The 15,193-nt window shown below is 64.7% G+C and carries 15 protein-coding genes; 7 read left to right on the plus strand and 8 right to left on the minus strand.

Annotation, left to right across the window (positions count from 1 at the left end; genetic code table 11):
• Window positions 1-59: 59 nt before the first annotated feature.
• The 5 genes from ACFFNA_RS22140 to tauA form a co-directional block, all read right to left on the minus strand.
• The gene (locus ACFFNA_RS22140; RefSeq protein ID WP_378921693.1) at window positions 60-956 is read right to left on the minus strand and encodes a sulfonate ABC transporter substrate-binding protein; all 897 of its coding nucleotides are present in this window, start codon (window positions 954-956) and stop codon (window positions 60-62) included.
• A 554-nt stretch (window positions 957-1,510) separates the two neighbouring features.
• Window positions 1,511-1,702: a hypothetical protein gene (locus tag ACFFNA_RS22145; protein ID WP_111544159.1), complete on the minus strand. Its 192-nt coding sequence runs from the start codon at window positions 1,700-1,702 to the stop codon at window positions 1,511-1,513.
• A 20-nt stretch (window positions 1,703-1,722) separates the two neighbouring features.
• Window positions 1,723-2,583, minus strand: a complete 861-nt coding sequence (gene tauC / locus ACFFNA_RS22150) for a taurine ABC transporter permease TauC (RefSeq protein WP_111544016.1) — start codon at window positions 2,581-2,583, stop codon at window positions 1,723-1,725.
• Complete coding sequence (locus ACFFNA_RS22155; RefSeq protein ID WP_378921603.1) at window positions 2,580-3,353, minus strand: taurine ABC transporter ATP-binding protein; 774 nt, start codon at window positions 3,351-3,353, stop codon at window positions 2,580-2,582. Before ACFFNA_RS22155 ends, tauC begins: the two co-directional genes overlap by 4 nt.
• A gap of 180 nt (window positions 3,354-3,533) precedes the next feature.
• On the minus strand, window positions 3,534-4,547 hold the full coding sequence (tauA, locus tag ACFFNA_RS22160; protein WP_378921605.1) for a taurine ABC transporter substrate-binding protein: 1,014 nt from the start codon (window positions 4,545-4,547) through the stop codon (window positions 3,534-3,536).
• A gap of 658 nt (window positions 4,548-5,205) precedes the next feature.
• On the opposite strand from tauA, the gene ACFFNA_RS22165 reads away from it, so the two are divergent.
• Both ACFFNA_RS22165 and ACFFNA_RS22170 read left to right on the plus strand, forming a co-directional pair.
• Complete coding sequence (locus ACFFNA_RS22165) at window positions 5,206-5,676, plus strand: RrF2 family transcriptional regulator (RefSeq protein ID WP_111544013.1); 471 nt, start codon at window positions 5,206-5,208, stop codon at window positions 5,674-5,676.
• A 28-nt stretch (window positions 5,677-5,704) separates the two neighbouring features.
• Window positions 5,705-7,039 (plus strand): FAD/NAD(P)-binding protein, encoded by a 1,335-nt coding sequence (locus ACFFNA_RS22170; RefSeq protein ID WP_378921608.1) that lies wholly within the window; start codon window positions 5,705-5,707, stop codon window positions 7,037-7,039.
• Between the two features lie 4 nt (window positions 7,040-7,043).
• Here the strand turns inward: ACFFNA_RS22170 and ACFFNA_RS22175 are convergent, their stop codons facing one another.
• Window positions 7,044-7,814: a type 1 glutamine amidotransferase domain-containing protein gene (locus tag ACFFNA_RS22175; RefSeq protein WP_378921610.1), complete on the minus strand. Its 771-nt coding sequence runs from the start codon at window positions 7,812-7,814 to the stop codon at window positions 7,044-7,046.
• Window positions 7,815-7,936: 122 nt separating this feature from the next.
• Here ACFFNA_RS22175 and ACFFNA_RS22180 point away from each other — a divergent pair, with 122 nt between their 5' ends.
• Window positions 7,937-8,284, plus strand: a complete 348-nt coding sequence (locus tag ACFFNA_RS22180; protein ID WP_378921612.1) for a winged helix-turn-helix transcriptional regulator — start codon at window positions 7,937-7,939, stop codon at window positions 8,282-8,284.
• 8 nt (window positions 8,285-8,292) lie between these two features.
• Here ACFFNA_RS22180 and ACFFNA_RS22185 read toward each other — a convergent pair whose 3' ends face one another.
• Together ACFFNA_RS22185 and ACFFNA_RS22190 are read right to left on the minus strand one after the other, a co-directional pair.
• Entirely contained in the window at window positions 8,293-8,940 is a 648-nt protein-coding gene (locus ACFFNA_RS22185) for a cysteine hydrolase family protein (protein WP_378921614.1), read from the minus strand.
• Window positions 8,937-9,269, minus strand: a complete 333-nt coding sequence (locus tag ACFFNA_RS22190; protein ID WP_111544009.1) for a hypothetical protein — start codon at window positions 9,267-9,269, stop codon at window positions 8,937-8,939. The genes ACFFNA_RS22185 and ACFFNA_RS22190 overlap by 4 nt, the downstream gene beginning before the upstream one ends.
• Window positions 9,270-9,616: 347 nt before the next feature.
• On the opposite strand from ACFFNA_RS22190, the gene ACFFNA_RS22195 reads away from it, so the two are divergent.
• From ACFFNA_RS22195 to ACFFNA_RS22210, 4 genes are all read left to right on the plus strand, one after another.
• On the plus strand, window positions 9,617-11,071 hold the full coding sequence (locus tag ACFFNA_RS22195; RefSeq protein WP_378921616.1) for a pyridoxal-phosphate dependent enzyme: 1,455 nt from the start codon (window positions 9,617-9,619) through the stop codon (window positions 11,069-11,071).
• The gene (locus ACFFNA_RS22200; protein WP_378921618.1) at window positions 11,068-12,264 is read left to right on the plus strand and encodes a trans-sulfuration enzyme family protein; all 1,197 of its coding nucleotides are present in this window, start codon (window positions 11,068-11,070) and stop codon (window positions 12,262-12,264) included. The genes ACFFNA_RS22195 and ACFFNA_RS22200 overlap by 4 nt, the downstream gene beginning before the upstream one ends.
• Before the next feature lie 276 nt (window positions 12,265-12,540).
• Complete coding sequence (locus ACFFNA_RS22205; RefSeq protein WP_378921620.1) at window positions 12,541-13,512, plus strand: GlxA family transcriptional regulator; 972 nt, start codon at window positions 12,541-12,543, stop codon at window positions 13,510-13,512.
• A 128-nt stretch (window positions 13,513-13,640) separates the two neighbouring features.
• Window positions 13,641-14,945 carry a M24 family metallopeptidase gene (locus ACFFNA_RS22210; protein WP_095083860.1) on the plus strand — a complete coding sequence of 435 codons (1,305 nt, stop codon included), beginning with the start codon at window positions 13,641-13,643 and terminating at the stop codon, window positions 14,943-14,945.
• Window positions 14,946-15,193: the final 248 nt, after the last annotated feature.

Raw genomic sequence — 15,193 nt, forward strand, 5'->3', positions numbered from 1 at the left:
TGCAGGCGAAAACGGGAGACGGCGCCGGGTGGTCTCACCCGGCGCCGCCTGGACAAAAATCAATTGCCCGGTGCGGTCCACACCGCGTCGGAAATCCGCACCGCGTTCGGGATCAGCCCGAGTTTGTAGAAGCGGTCGGCGGTGGCCTGCTGGCCGGCGATGATCTCGTCGGTGATCGGAAAGATGCCGAACTTGGTGCGGTTGGCGGCGATGGTCTGCGCATCGAGCGGCACCCCGGTCACCTCGTGCAGCGCCGCGGCCACCTTGTCGCGGTTCTGGTCGGCCCATTTCGCCGCCTCGCCAAGGGCTGTGATCGTCGTGGTGACGATCTCGGGATGCGCCTTGGCGAAATCCTTGTTGGCGAGGAAATAGGTGTTGACCTTGAGCACCTCGCTGGAGCGGGCCAGCACACGCGGCTGGTAGCGGGTTTCGGCGATGGCGAAGAACGGATCCCAGACGGCCCAGGCGTCGATCTGGTCGCTGGCGAAGGCGGCGGCCGCATCGGCCGGGCTGAGATAGACCGTCGTGATCTGGTCGAAGGGAACGCCCGCTTTTTCCAAAGCCGCGACGAGCAGATTATGCGCGCTGGTGCCCTTGCCGACGCCGACGCGCTTGCCCTTGAGGTCGGCGACCGACTGGATCGGCGACGTCGGCTTGACGAAGATCGCCTCGCCGTCGCCGTTGGCCGGCAGTGCTGCCGCATAGACAATGTTGGCGCCGGCCGACTGGCCGAAGATCGGCGGCGCATCACCTGTCCAGCCGGCATCGATGGCGCCGACATTGAGCGCCTCGACCAGCGGCGGACCGGCGGTGAACTCGACCCACTTCACTGTGACGCCCTTGTCGCTCAGCGCCTTTTCAATCACCTGCTGCTGCCTGGCGATCACCGGCAGGCCGGTCTTCTGATAGCCGATGCTGAACTGCTTCAGCTCCTGCGTCGCGGCGCCGAACGACATGGCAACGCTGGCCGCCAGCAGGCCGATGCCGAAAACACGTCTTGTTAGGTTGAACATGATCCCTCTCCTTCGATGCGGATCGGCGTCGGGAAATGTCCTCGCCGGGTGGAAGATGGATCAGGCTAGGTAGGTCTATAAACTTAGTAGAGAAACGATTTTGCGAGTTAGGTGGGAAAGATGGAATTGTTTTGCTGCCGATCGGCGCAAATCACCAACGCAGGCGATTTGCTGGAAGCCCCATGCCTTCGTCATCCTAGGGCGGAGCAGGAGCGAAGCGACGTCGCGGAGACCCTAGGATCCATGCCGTGACGACGAGGAAAATGCAGCGGCGCAGAAGAGAAGCTTGCTCTGTAGCGATCCTTCCCACTCCCTCTGTCCTGCCGACATCGCACAAACTTCTGCACCGCCGCAGCGCTCAAACGTCACGGCATGGATCCTCGGGTCTGCGCGTCCGCTTCGCTCCCGCTCCGCCCGTGGATCACGAAGAGGGCGTGCGACTGGCTGCTGAGTGTCGACGTTCGCTGCCGATCGACGCCAACCGGCACCGCCGCCCTTCACTGCGACCAATACTGCCAGGCCCAGTAAAAACTCTCGTCGCGCGGTGGCAGGCGGTTGTGCCTGGCCTGCAATTGGACTGGCGTCGGCGACGCCGGGCCGTCCTCTTGCAGCCTGTGCGCCTTGTCCCTGGAAAGGCTGAGCAGCCAGGCGCCGAAATGGCTGAACAGCACGGCGGTGGAATGGGTCATCGTCATTCTCCCTTTTCCGATCATTCCTTTCCCGCCCACGGGACGAGCACGCGCTCGATTCTGCGGATGGTGAATTCGAGCACGAAGGCGATGGCCGCGATCACCAGTATGCCCATCACCACCACGTCGGTGACGAGGAACTGGGCGGCCGACTGGATCATGAAGCCAAGTCCGCGCGTCGCCGCCACCAGTTCGGCGGCGACCAGCGTCGACCAGCCGGCGCCGAGCGCGATGCGCAAGCCGGTCAGGATCGACGGCAGCGCGCTGGGCAGGATCACATGGCGGACCACTTGGGCGCGCGTCGCGCCAAGCGAGCGGGCCGCATTGATGCGCTCCTGCGAGACGCCGCGCACGCCCGAGGCGGTCGACAGCGCGACCGGCGCCAGCATGGCGATGGCGATCACCAGGATCTTCGACGGCTCGCCGATACCGAACCAGATGATGACCAGCGGCAGGTAGGCGAGCGGCGGGATCGGCCGCAGGAATTCGAGCAGCGGATCGAAGATGCCGCGCCCGACAGTGCTGATGCCGATGGCCAGACCAACCGGCACGCCAATCAGGATGGCGGCGATCAGCGCGGCAAACACCCTGGCCAGGCTGGCGACGGCATGCTGCAGCAGTGTCGCATCGACGAAGCCGTCGCGAGCGACGACGATGAACTTGTTCCACACGGCGGCAGGCGAAGGCAGGAAAACCGGCGACACCAGTTGCAGTCGGGCCGAAAGCGCCCACACCGCCAGCACCACCAGGATGGTGACCGCGCTGACCATGCGCGCCGAAACGCCTTTGCGCTTCGGACTGGGTCGCGACCATGGCACCGACAGGCCGTCGGCCTCGTCGACCTTGTGGCCCGGCCGTTCCGTATAGGAGGAAATGGTCATGCCGCTTCTCCTTCGAAGATCGCGTCGGTCAGCTCGCCGCGCGCCGCGGCGAAGGCCGGGTCGGCCTTTATGGAGCGAATGGCCTCGCCGGCCGCGTAGCGCCTGGAGAAGCCGGGCTCGAAGGTTTGCACCACTCGGCCCGGTCCGGGTGCCAGCACGACGATGCGGGTGGCGAGCACCAGCGCCTCCTCGATGCCATGCGTCACCATCAGCACGCCGACATCGCTTGCCGTCCACAGGTCGAGCAGCGTCGTCTGCATGCGCTCGCGTGTCAGCGCATCGAGCGCTCCGAGCGGTTCGTCGAGCAGCAGGAATTCGGGTTCGGCGGCCAGCGCCCGGGCCAGGCCGACACGCTGGCGCATGCCGCCGGAAAGCTCCCAGATGCGCTTGTCGCCGGCGTCCGCGAGCTTCACCAGATCAAGCAATTCATCAGCACGGCGCGCCCGCTCGGCTGGCCTGACACCGCGCAGCCGCAGCGCGAAGGCAACGTTCTCGCGCGCCGTCAGCCACGGAAACAGCGCATCGTTCTGGAACACCACCGCCCGGTCAGAGCCAGGCCCGGTGATCGGCTTGCCATTGATGGCGGCGGAGCCGCGCGCCGGCGCGACCAGGCCGGCGGCGACATTGAGCAGCGAGGTCTTGCCGCAGCCGGAGCGGCCGACCAGCACGACGAAATCACCCTTGGCAACGTCGATCGACACCCGTTCGACGGGGGGCGTCGGCTGGCCGTCATAGTGGATCGAAATTCCTTCGAGCACGAGATGCGACATGGAGCCCTCGCAGGAGGTTCTAGAGCATGATCCCGAAAAGTGGCGTCGGGTTTTCGCTAGAGATCATGTTCAAACGAATGGAGAATCCGACTGCCCCGGAACCGCTCCTCGTCAGCAGTCCCGGGGCAGTCAGCACGCGGCGTCAGGGAAGAAAATCCGCGCGCGTCGGGTTCATTGCGCTCAGTTTGAGGCCAGCGCCTCGGTGACATATTTCGACGACACGTATTTGGAATAGTCAGGCAGCACGGCGTCGATCTTGCCCTGCTCCTTGAGGAAGGCGGAGGTTGCCTCGACCGCCCTGACCGTGCCGCCGCCGAGGAACTTGTCCGACGCCTGTTCTTCCAGCGTCGGGAAGACATAGCCCTTGAGCAGCTGCGGCACCTCCTCCAGCTTGGCGCCGGTGAGCTTGGCAATCTTGGCCGCCTGCGGCGACGACACCGACCACGCATCCGGCTTGGCCAGGAATTCGGCATAGGACGCGCCCGTCACCTTGACGAAGTCGCGCACCGCTTCCGGGTTCTTCTCGGCAAAGTCGGTGCGCACGATCCAGGCATCGAAGGTCGGCGCGCCCCAGGCGGCAACCTGCGAAGAGTCCAGCACGACCTTGCCCGTCGTCTTGATCTGGCCGAGCGCAGGATCCCAGACATAGGCCGCATCGATGTCGCCGCGCGCAAAGGCCGCCGCGATTTCCGGTGGCCGCAGATTCAGGATCTCGACCGACTTCGGATCGACGCCCTCATGCTTCAGCGCGGCGAGCAGGCTGTAATGCGTCGTCGAAACGAAAGGCACGGCTACTTTCTTGCCGGCGAGGTCGGCGACCTTCTCGATGCCGGCGCCGTTGCGGGCAACCAGCGCTTCGGACTCGCCGATCAGGCCGACGACGAAGATGGTCTGGATCGGCAGCTCGCGGCTCGCCGCAGCCGCCAGCGGGCTCGAGCCGAGATAGCCGATGTCGACCGAGCCGGAAGCGACCGCGGCGATGACATCGGCGCCGGAATCGAATTTCCGCCAGTCGATGGCCGCCTTGGTCGCCTTTTCATAGGTGCCGTCGGCCTGCGGCACTTTCGAAGGTTCGACCACCGTCTGGTAGCCGATGGTGATCTTGAGGTCGTCGGCAAAGGCCGGGCCGAGGAAGGCAGCACCCGCAAGGGCCGCCGATGAAAGCAGAATGATGCGTCGCGAAATTGTGGACATGAAGGGCTCCTGAAAAAGAGAAAACCGGAATGCCCTATGATAGTCCGCTAATTCTATCGTTCTTGTAGAGTTAAATCCTTCCAGCCAGGACAGGCTTATTAGAAAAAATGCATCGGCGGTGCGGTGCCGAAGCGGACAAGGAGGCTGCGGTCTTTGGAGGTCGGTGAAGCCCACCAGCTTCGTCGGGTCTCCGCGACGTCGCTTCGCTCCTGCTCCGCCCGTGGATGACGAGGTCGGGACTGTCGACAGCTGGGGACGCCATCCAGAATGAACGAGAATTCCTGTCCTGCCCCATCCCAGGCAAATCCATGCCTCAAATAGCCGTGGATTTAAAAACCTGTTCCGCGTGTTCGAAGGTAAGTATAGTAATCTTATCGACATTGGGAACTGGAGGCGACGATGAGCGGCCACCGTATCGCGATGATCGCTGACGACGCGCTTTGGCCGTCAAAGCCGTGCCGTTGTGTCCCTGCGGGCACAAAGTCCTGACAAAATGGCCATAGCGGCTTGAAAACGAAGCAAAATCAACAGCTCTCGGCTTGTACATCATGTCACTAGAATTTATGTGTCATGTGGGCTTGGACGCGGCGGGAACGCACGCCAGGCGTTTCGCAACCGATGGTTCCGCGCCGTCGCATGACAGAGAAATTTTGATCTCATGCTCACGAAAAAGGGCAAGTACGGCCTCAAGGCGCTCGTACACCTCGCGCAACTGCCGGCCGGACAGCTCGCTTTCGTCAACGACATCGCTACCGGCAACAACATCCCGAAGAAATTTCTCGACGCCATCCTCGGCGAGCTGCGCAATGCCGGCTTCGTCCAGAGCCGCAAGGGCAAGGAGGGCGGCTATCGCTTGGCGCGGCCTGCCGACGAGATCAAGGTGGGCCATGTCGTGCGCGTGCTCGACGGGCCGCTGGCGCCGATTCCTTGCGCCAGCCGCACCCAGTACCAGCGCTGTGAAGATTGCAACGAGGCGACATGCCAAGTCCGACATCTGATGCTCGAGGTCCGGCAGGCGATCGCCGAGGTGCTCGATCAGCGCAGCCTCGCCGAGATGCGCGATATCGCCATCGACGACCTTCCGGTCGCGAAGGGCATCGACGACCTGCCGGTGAAGGTCCAGGCCTGACGCGCGCATTTCGCACAAGGCCGGGCGCATGACCGGGCGCGCCAACTCGATCATCATTGTCGGCGGCGGCGCCAGCGGCGTGGTGATGGCCGCGCATCTCCTGAAATCGCCCAATCCCGATCTGCGCGTCACGTTGATCGAAAAGCGCCCGCATTTCGGCCAGGGCATCGCCTATTCGACGCTGCTGTCGGCGCATGTGCTGAATGTCAGTGCCGCCGGCATGAGCGCCTATGCCGACGATCCCGGCAATTTCTGGCGCTGGCTGCTGGAGCGCGGCCTGGCTGCCCCGGACCAGGCGCCGGTCTACGCACCGCGCAGCCTCTATGCCCGTTACCTCAAGGAATTGCTCGACGAGCTGGAAACGCGCGAGCGCGAAACCGGCCGGTTGCGCCTGATCCGCGAGGAGAGCCTCTCGATCACGCCGACCACCTCCGGCGTCGAGGTCGCGCTGGCCAACGGCACCAGCGTCGTCGCCCATCTCGCCGTGCTGGCCACCGGCCATGACGAGGAGCCGGCGCAGGGGCATGCGATCAGGATGGGCTCGGAAGCCGACACGGCACTGCCCTCGGACAGCCGCGTCATGGTGCTGGGCACTGGTCTCAGCATGGTCGACGCCTTCCTCTCCCTAGAGCAGCGCGGCCATCGCGGCGACATCATCGCGGTGTCGCGGCGCGGCCTGCTGCCCTCGCCGCATCGCAAGGGCAATCCGATCAAGCTCGACGTCGCCGACATTCCGCTCGGCACCCAATTGTCCTATTTCGTCGGCTGGTTCCGCGACCTGATCAAGGAGAACCAGAAGGCCGGCATCGACTGGCGCGACGTCGTCGACGGCTTGCGGCCGTTCAACCAGAAGATCTGGCAGAACTGGCCCGCATCCGCCAAGCGCCGCTTCGTCGAACACACCAAGGCCTGGTGGGACATCCACCGCCATCGCATGGCGCCCGAAGTCTATGCCCGCGTGACCGAGGCCGTGCAATCCGGCCGCATCCGCCTGGTCGCCGGGCGCGTTGTCGACATCGCGCGGGACGGCGACTTGGCGGTCGAGGTCCAGTCGCGCCACACGCAGCGCCTCGAGACATTCGAGGTCGCCCGTATCTATGATTGCGCCGGCATCGTCAGGGACATCTCGACCTCGTCGAACAGCGTCGTGTGCTCGCTGGTCGACCGCGGCCTGGCGCGACCGGATCCGCTGCGCATCGGCCTCGACGTGTCGGCCAATTGCGAGATCCTCGCCAGCGACGGCACTGTTTCGGCCAAGATCCTGGCCGTCGGCCCGCTGACGCGCGGCACCTTCTTCGAGATCGACGCCATTCCCGACATTCGCGTTCAATGCGCCAGGCTGAGCAAGCGGCTGCTCGGCTAGAAGCCTAGCCGCCTAGCGCTTCGCAAACGACGCGCGCGGTCTCCGCGCCCGAGAAATTCTGCTGCCCGGTGATCAAATTGCCGTCGCGCACGGCAAAGCGACGCCACAGCCCGGCGTAGATGTAGTTGGCGCCGAGGGCCTTCAACTCATCCTCGATCCGCCACGGCATCAGATGCTTTCCACGCTCGAGCGCGCCTATCTCCCAGGTCGCCTTGTCGGCAAAATCCTCCTCGACATTGGCGAAGCCCGTCACCGTCTTGCCGGCCACGAGCAGCGATCCGTCCGCGCGCTGGGCATAGCGCAGCAGCGCGGTGCCGTGGCACAAAGCGGCGGCTACTTTGCCGGCTTCATGGAAGGCGACGAATGTCCGTTGCAGGCCTGTCGCGTGTTCATAGGTGAACATCGGCGCCTGGCCGCCGGCGACGACAATCGCGTCAAAACTTTCGACCTCGATCTCCGCCACCGGCCGCGTGTTGTCGACCAGGGCCGCAAGCTTCGGGCTCGACAGGAAGCCGAGCGAGATAAGGTCGGTCTCGGAATAGCCCGATGGATCGCGCGGGTCGCTCAGCGCATCGGCCTCGCATTTGCCGCCATCGGGCGAAAAAATCTCCACCGCGTAGCCGCGTTCTGTGAAGGCGAACCACGGGTGGGTGAGCTCGCTCCACCAAAAGCCGACCGGCCATCCGGTCGTGGTCGAGACAGCCGGGTTGGCGATAACGATCGCCACGCGCTTAGGCTTCAGCGCATTGACCGGATTGGCATCCCGTACACTCATCGTCGCTCTCCCCTTGAAGCCTGTTGCCGACAGATACGGACGCGGCCGTGCGGCGCCTAGCTGGCCACATGGCCTGGCAAATTCTGCTTCCGTCGCTTCCCGGCCTTGCCTACGATGCGCGCATGACCCAACGCGGTAGACTTTACGGCTGTCCGGTCGAGTTCGCGCTCGATGCGCTCGGCGGCAAATGGAGGACGGTGATCCTGGCGCGGATCAAGCAACAGCCGATGCGCTATTCCGAACTGCGGCGGACGATCCCGTCGCTGTCCGACAAGATGTTGACGCAGCGGCTGGCCGATCTCGTCGACATCGGCTTTGTCGTGCTGGAGGCGTCGCCCGATGGCAAGGGGCGCTACACCTTGACCGACCGTGGCCGCGATCTGGCGGCCCCCTTGCAGGCGCTCTACGACTGGGGTGACGTGCACGGACGCGCTGTCGGCGTCCGCTTCCGCACCGAGATCGAGGCCTGACAAGGCGCTCATCTCCCAGTGGCGAGCGCGCCGCAAAAACCCGCGACATCGGTGACGACTGCTTCGCCAAGGAAGCCCAGCGTGGCCATCGACCGGTCGCGCGCTTCCCGGTTGCCGAAGCCGCAGGCGTCCTCGATCACCACCGCCACGAAGCCATTGTCGGTCGCCTGCCGAACCGTCGGCTCGATGCCGATTTCCATCGCCACTCCGGCGAGCGCGACAGCACGCACCCCACAATCCCGCAAGGCGAAGCTGAGCGCGGTGGAATCGAAGGCCGACATGGTCAGCTTGTCGAACACGGCTTCATCGGCGCGTGGCGCGAGTTCGGGGACGATTTGCGTGGCTTCGGCATCGCGCGGAAACCACGGCTCGACCGTGTCGGGGCGGTCGCGCCGCTGCCAGGCCATGGCGGTGCGCAGCTGGGTTGCGCCCATCCATTTGCGCGGCAGGGACAAATGGCGCGTGAACGCCACCCGCATGCCCGCCGAGCGGGCCGCTTCGAGCGCGATGCCGGTGCGTTCGACGATATCAGCCGCACCGGCGATCTGGCGGCAGATGCCGACCTGCATGTCGTAGATCACCAGCGCCATGCGGGGCGGATCGCACCACTCCGCCATATTGGTCGGGATCTCGATGCCTTCGCTTGACCGGATCATGCGGCCGTCCGGTCCCAGGGTTGGGCGATGTCGACGGTGGGGTCGAACAGATATTCGAGCGGTAATGGTGCGGCGTCGAAGGCGAGAAAATGCCATTCCAGCAGCCCTGCCTTCGACAGCGGAAAGTCGTCGGTGTAGCGCCTGGCCGCCTCGACGCTGTCGAGCTCGAAGACGATGATCACACCGCCGACATCGGCGCGTGCGTAGTTTTCGCGCACGATCCCCGCCTTCCAAAGCCGCCAGACATTCGAGACCTCGTCGCGCAGATAGGGTTTCAAATCGTCGATGGTGACGCCGGGTTTGAAGTTGTCATAGGCGATGATCTTCATTGAAGGTTTCTCTGCGTTTGGCCCCGAACCAACCCGCTCGCGATCCATGGCTGCCGGCGCCATCCGCGACCGCATCAGGGCGCCTCATGCATCCCGGCTAGCATGCGGAAATTGCAGCTCGCAACGAACGAGATGGTGCGTGGAAACGGCCGGTGGCCGTGTCGAGGAAATCAGCCTGTCAGGGTGGAACGCTCCAAGCTGCAAATTCTGGCCCCAAACCTGGAATGACATTCTCCATCTGGCCGGTTGATTGGCACGATCTATCTTCTTTCCGACTGCAAAGGGCTGGAAAAGAGGATACGCTGCCGCTCTGCCCAGAGGCGGTCGCTTGATCATGGAGCATCGATATGAGCGAGCAGAAGATCGCCGCAGCAGGCAGCGCGCCGTCGGAAAGCGCCCCCTTGGGAAGCACAACATCCCGCCTGCGTCCGCCCTATGCGTCGGTTCTCGACCTGATCGGCCAGACGCCTGTGGTCGAACTGACCAAGTTCGACACCGGCAAGTGCCGGCTGTTCATCAAGCTCGAAAGCCAGAATCCCGGCGGCTCGATCAAGGACCGCATCGCCCTGTCGATGATCGCCGCCGCCGAAAAACAGGGCAAGCTCAGGCCGGGCGGCACCATCGTCGAGGCGACCGCCGGCAATACCGGCCTTGGCCTCGCCCAGGTCGGCATCCCCAAGGGCTATCGCATCGTGCTGGTCGTGCCCGACAAGATGTCGCGCGAAAAGATCCAGCATCTGCGCGCGCTCGGCGCCGAGGTGCATATGACCCGCTCCGACGTCGGCAAGGGCCACCCCGAATATTATCAGGACATGGCCGAGAAGATCGCCGCCGAGGTGCCCGGCGCTTTCTATGCCAACCAGTTCGCCAACCCGGCCAACCCGCTGGCGCATGAAACCACAACCGGTCCCGAAATCTTCGCCCAGCTCGACGGCGATGTCGACGCGGTGGTCGTCGGCGTCGGTTCGGGCGGCACGCTGACCGGGCTTGGCCGCTACTTCGCCAAAGTGTCGCCGAAGACCGAGATGGTGCTGGCCGATCCGGTCGGCTCGGTGCTGGCGCCGCTGATCAAGACCGGCAAGATGGAAGAGGCCGGCAGCTGGACGGTGGAAGGCATCGGCGAGGATTTCGTGCCGCCCAATGCCGACCTGTCGCTGGTGAAAAAGGCCTACGCCATATCAGACAAGCAGAGCATGCTGGCCGTTCGCGACCTCTTGTCGAAGGAAGGCATTCTGGCCGGTTCGTCGTCGGGCACGCTGCTGTCGGCCGCTCTGCGCTATTGCCGCGAACAGACTGTCGCCAAGCGCGTTGTCACCTTCGTCTGCGACAGCGGCAACAAATATCTGTCGAAGGTGTTCGACGACTTCTGGCTGGCCGAACAGGGCCTGGCCGAGCACGAGCAGCATGGCGACCTGCGCGACCTGGTGATGCGCACGCACCGCACCGGCGACACCGTCTATGTCGGCCCGGACGAAAGCCTGCTCAACGCCTATGGCCGCATGCGCCGCTCCGATGTTTCGCAGCTGCCGGTGCTCGACAACGGCAAGCTCGTCGGCATCGTCGACGAGAGCGATATCCTCGCCCATGTCGACGGTCCCTATGACGGCCGCTGGGAGCGCTTCAACGGTCCGGTGCGCACGGCGATGACCTCCAACCTGCACACGCTGCAGGCGAGCCAGACGCTGGACGCGCTGCTGCCGGTGTTCGACCGCAACGAGGTCGCCATCATCTTCGACGGCGACGAGTTCGTCGGCCTGATAACCCGCATCGACCTGATCAACCATTTGAGGCGCGCACGATGACCACCCACACCCCGCCACCAGGCCCATCTTCATCGGGCAAGAACCGCCTGGCCTTTTCGACGCGCACCATCCATGGCGGCCAGAGCCACGACCCGCTGACCGGCGCGGTGATGGTGCCGATCTACGCCACCTCGACCTATGGCCAGCAGTCGCCCGGCGTGCACAAGGGTTTTGAATATGCCCGCAGCCAGAACCCGACGCGCTTTGCCTTCGAGCGCGCGGTGGCCGACCTTGAAAGCGGCACGGCAGCCTTCGCCTTCGCCTCCGGGCTGGCGTCGATCGCCACCGTGCTGGAGTTGCTCGACAGCGGCGCCCATATCGTTGCCACCGACGACATCTATGGCGGCTCCTTCCGGCTGATGGAGCGGGTGCGCAAGCGCTCGGCCAACCTGCAGGTCAGCTTCGTCGACTTCACCGACCTCGCCGCCGTCGAGGCGGCGATCCGCCCCGAAACAAAATTGCTCTGGGTCGAGACGCCGACCAACCCGCTGCTGCGCATCGTCGACCTCGAAGGTGTCGCCGCACTGGCCAAACGCAGGGGCGTTCTCACCGTCGCCGACAACACGTTTTGCAGCCCCTATCTGCAGCGGCCGCTGGAACTCGGCATCGACATCGTCGTCCACTCGACGACCAAATATCTCAATGGCCATTCCGACATGGTCGGCGGCGTCGCCGTGGTCGGCGACAACAAGGATCTCGCCGCCCAGCTGAAATTCCTGCAGAACGCCATCGGCGCCATCTCAGGCCCGTTCGACAGTTTTCTGGCGCTGCGCGGCCTGAAGACGCTGGCGCTCAGGATGGAGCGCCATTCCGCCAATGGCCTCAAGATCGCGCAATGGCTGGAAGGCCGCAAAGACGTGCGCCGCGTCATCTATCCCGGCCTCGCCAGCCATCCGCAGCACGACATTGCCAAACGGCAGATGCACGCCTTCGGCGGCATGATATCAGCCGTGCTCGACCGCGACCTTGCCGGCACAAAGCGCTTCCTCGAACGCACGCAACTGTTCACGCTGGCCGAAAGCCTCGGCGGGGTGGAGAGCTTGATCGAACACCCCGCGCTGATGACGCATGGCTCGATCCCGGCCGAGAAGCGGACGGAGATCGGCATTTCGGATTCGCTGGTGCGGTTGTCGGCCGGCATCGAGGATGGCGACGATCTGATCGCGGATCTGGACCAGGCGCTGGGGGGTTAGGCACGCCGCAGCTCGCACGCGTGAATATTTACCAATGTCGGCGCTGCCCCTCATTGCCCTGCCGGGCATTTCTCCCCGTATAGTGACGGGGAGAAAGAGGCTGGTCGCAACGCCGTCGTCCTCCTTGCAATGCTGGTGATTGGCGAAACCATCGATGACAGCGTCCCTCTCCCCGTCACTATACGGGGAGAGGATGCCGGTAGGCAGGTGAGGGGCGGCGCCAACCTCCACCACCCGGTTGACCCCGAACCCCATCTGCCCGAATTGTAGCGCCCCATGGCAGCGCACGCCCCACCAAAATCCGCCGAGACGCCCCTCACCTTCGCCGTGCTGGTGTTTCCAGGCTTTCCGATGATGGCGTTCAGCTCGGTCATCGAGCCGCTGCGCGCCGCCAATGTGCTGGCCAAGCGGCAGTGCTATCGCTGGATTATCGTCGGGGCGACCCCAGGCCCGGTCGAGGCCTCGAACGGCGTCGTCATCCAGCCGGGCTTTTACGCCGAGGATGCGCCCAAGGTCGACCGCATCGTCGTCTGCTCGGGTGGCGATGCCGATCACCTCGTCGCCGAGGACGCCGCCAACTGGATCCGCAAAAGCCTGCGCAACGGCGCCCATATCGGCGCGGTGGCGGACGCGGCGTTCTTTCTCGCTCGCGCCGGCCTGCTCGATGGCCATGCCTGCACCTTGCACTGGACCAGCCAGGCCGCCTTCACCGAGGCCTTCCCCAACATCGAGCTCAGGCGCGACCTCTATGTCATCGACCGCAAGCGCTTCACCTCGGCCGGTGGCGTCGGCAGCCTCGACATGATGCTGGAGATCATCACCCGCGACTACGGCGCCGAGCTCGCCGCCGGCGTCGCCGAATGGTTCGTGCACAGCCAGCTGCGCTCCAGCATCGACCGCAAGATGATGCCGCTGCGCCTGCGGACCGGCGTCCAGAACGAGCTGGTGCTGTCGGCCATCGCCATCATGGAGGATGCGGTCGAGGAAAGGCTGGGCATGGCCGAGCTGACGGCCAGGCTCGGCGTGTCGTCCGACAAGCTCGAACGCAGCTTTCGCTCCGAACTCGCCATCTCGCCCAATGGCTACTACCGGCGCCTCAGGCTGAAGCGCGCCGCCGACCTCTTGGCGCATTCGACGCTCGCCGTGCGCGACGTGGCGCTCGCCTGCGGCTTTGCCTCGATGTCGAGCTTTGCCCGGGCCTTTCGCGAGGAGCATGGGCATCCGCCGAAGCTGGCGAGGCGGCATTAGGGTGCGGGGGTAGCGCCACGTAAGTAAGGTCAGCGGCATCCCGCACAACCCACGCGGTTTTCCGCACAATGCTCTCGCCCCTCATGCGCCATGCTCAGACCTCGCAACCCAGCCAAGGCCGCACACCCATGAGCATCGTCGTATTCGATCCCGACAGCACCGAGGACGTCGACTTCAAGGATCGCATGCGCCACCCCGCCGCGGCCGATCCGGCCGGCGGCATGTGGCTGTCCGACACCGAGCCGTCCTTCATCGACGCCGACGCCCTGCGCAAAGGCCGGCTGGCCAAGCTGCGCGGCTGGATGCGCGAGGCGGGTTATGGCGGCGTCGTTTTGTTCGACCCCTACAACCAGCGCTACGCCACCGGCTCGCGCAACATGTTCGGCTATTTCCTGCGCAACTCGACCCGCTACTTCTTCATCCCCACCGTCGGGCCGATCGTGCTGTTCGAATACCCGCAGAGCTACCATGTCTCGATGGTGCTCGACACGATCGACGAGGCGCGTCCTTCCAAGCTGGTCTGGTCGTCGGTCTCCGGCCGCGACGACGAAACCGCCGGCCCCTTCGCCGATGAGATCGCCGAGCTTTTGAAGCAGCACGGCGGCGGCTCGATGAAGCTCGGCCTCGACCGTTGCAGCCATCTGCAGGCCCTCGCGCTGGAAAAGCGCGGCTGCGAGGTCCGGGACTGCCAGGGCGAGATCCTCGCGGTGCGCGCGGTGAAGACGCCCGAGGAAGTCAAATGTCTGCAGGTGTCGATGGCCGGCGCCGAGGCCGCCGTCTATGCGGTGCGCGAGGCGATCAAGCCCGGCGTATCGGAAAACGACCTGTTCGCCATCATGTATGGCGAGGTCATCCGCCAGGGCGGCGAATTCATCGAGACCCGGCTGCTGACCTCCGGCCAGCGCACCAATCCGTGGTTCAACGAAGCCAGCGGCCGCAAGATCCGGCCCGGCGAATTGCTGGCGCTCGATACCGACACCATCGGCTGCTACGGCTACTATTCCGACTTCTCCCGTACCTTCCGCTGCGGGCCGGGCAAGCCTACGCCCTACCAGAAATCGCTCTACCGCATGGCGCATGACCAGGTTCAGCACAACATCGGGATCGTCAAGCCCGGCATGGCCTTCCGCGAGATCGCCGAAAAGGCCTGGAAAATCCCCGACCGTTTCGTCGACCAGCGCTACACCTCGGTCATGCACGGCGTCGGCATGCATGGCGAAACGCCGTTCATCGCCCATGCCATGGACTACGAGACCTATGGCCGCGACGGCCATATCGTGCCAGGCATGGTGGTGAGCGTGGAAAGCTATATTGGCGAGAAGGGCGGCCGCGAGGGCGTCAAGCTGGAGGACGAGATCCTGATCACCGACACCGGAACCGAACTCCTGTCGCGCTTCCCCTATGAGGACGAGTTTCTGGAGAAGCAGGTTTGATATCAGCTGCCCACCACCACGCCGTCGTCATCCTAGGGCGAAGCAAGGAGCGCAGCGACGCGGCGCAGACCCTAGGATCCATGCCGCGACTTCAGAGCGCTGCTGCGGTGCTGATCTGCTCCGCTGTCGATCAACGTCACGGCATGGATCCTCGGGTCTGCGTGTCCGCTTCGCTCCCGCTCCGCCCGTGGATGACGAAGTCGCGGGCGCTTCGGCCAACCCCCAAGGGCGATAGCCCGCTGAAGGCG

Origin of the sequence: Mesorhizobium kowhaii (assembly GCF_042431665.1) — a bacterium.
Lineage (GTDB): Bacteria > Pseudomonadota > Alphaproteobacteria > Rhizobiales > Rhizobiaceae > Mesorhizobium > Mesorhizobium kowhaii.

Bases quoted from the DNA above. Each gene is read 5' to 3' on its own strand.
- ACFFNA_RS22140 (WP_378921693.1), bottom strand. From the start codon at position 956: ATGTCGTTCGGCGCCGCGACGCAGGAGCTGAAGCAGTTCAGCATCGGC.
- ACFFNA_RS22145 (WP_111544159.1), bottom strand. From the start codon at position 1,702: ATGACCCATTCCACCGCCGTGCTGTTCAGCCATTTCGGCGCCTGGCTG.
- tauC (WP_111544016.1), bottom strand. From the start codon at position 2,583: ATGACCATTTCCTCCTATACGGAACGGCCGGGCCACAAGGTCGACGAG.
- ACFFNA_RS22155 (WP_378921603.1), bottom strand. From the start codon at position 3,353: ATGTCGCATCTCGTGCTCGAAGGAATTTCGATCCACTATGACGGCCAG.
- tauA (WP_378921605.1), bottom strand. From the start codon at position 4,547: ATGTCCACAATTTCGCGACGCATCATTCTGCTTTCATCGGCGGCCCTT.
- ACFFNA_RS22165 (WP_111544013.1), top strand. From the start codon at position 5,206: ATGCTCACGAAAAAGGGCAAGTACGGCCTCAAGGCGCTCGTACACCTC.
- ACFFNA_RS22170 (WP_378921608.1), top strand. From the start codon at position 5,705: ATGACCGGGCGCGCCAACTCGATCATCATTGTCGGCGGCGGCGCCAGC.
- ACFFNA_RS22175 (WP_378921610.1), bottom strand. From the start codon at position 7,814: ATGAGTGTACGGGATGCCAATCCGGTCAATGCGCTGAAGCCTAAGCGC.
- ACFFNA_RS22180 (WP_378921612.1), top strand. From the start codon at position 7,937: ATGACCCAACGCGGTAGACTTTACGGCTGTCCGGTCGAGTTCGCGCTC.
- ACFFNA_RS22185 (WP_378921614.1), bottom strand. From the start codon at position 8,940: ATGATCCGGTCAAGCGAAGGCATCGAGATCCCGACCAATATGGCGGAG.
- ACFFNA_RS22190 (WP_111544009.1), bottom strand. From the start codon at position 9,269: ATGAAGATCATCGCCTATGACAACTTCAAACCCGGCGTCACCATCGAC.
- ACFFNA_RS22195 (WP_378921616.1), top strand. From the start codon at position 9,617: ATGAGCGAGCAGAAGATCGCCGCAGCAGGCAGCGCGCCGTCGGAAAGC.
- ACFFNA_RS22200 (WP_378921618.1), top strand. From the start codon at position 11,068: ATGACCACCCACACCCCGCCACCAGGCCCATCTTCATCGGGCAAGAAC.
- ACFFNA_RS22205 (WP_378921620.1), top strand. From the start codon at position 12,541: ATGGCAGCGCACGCCCCACCAAAATCCGCCGAGACGCCCCTCACCTTC.
- ACFFNA_RS22210 (WP_095083860.1), top strand. From the start codon at position 13,641: ATGAGCATCGTCGTATTCGATCCCGACAGCACCGAGGACGTCGACTTC.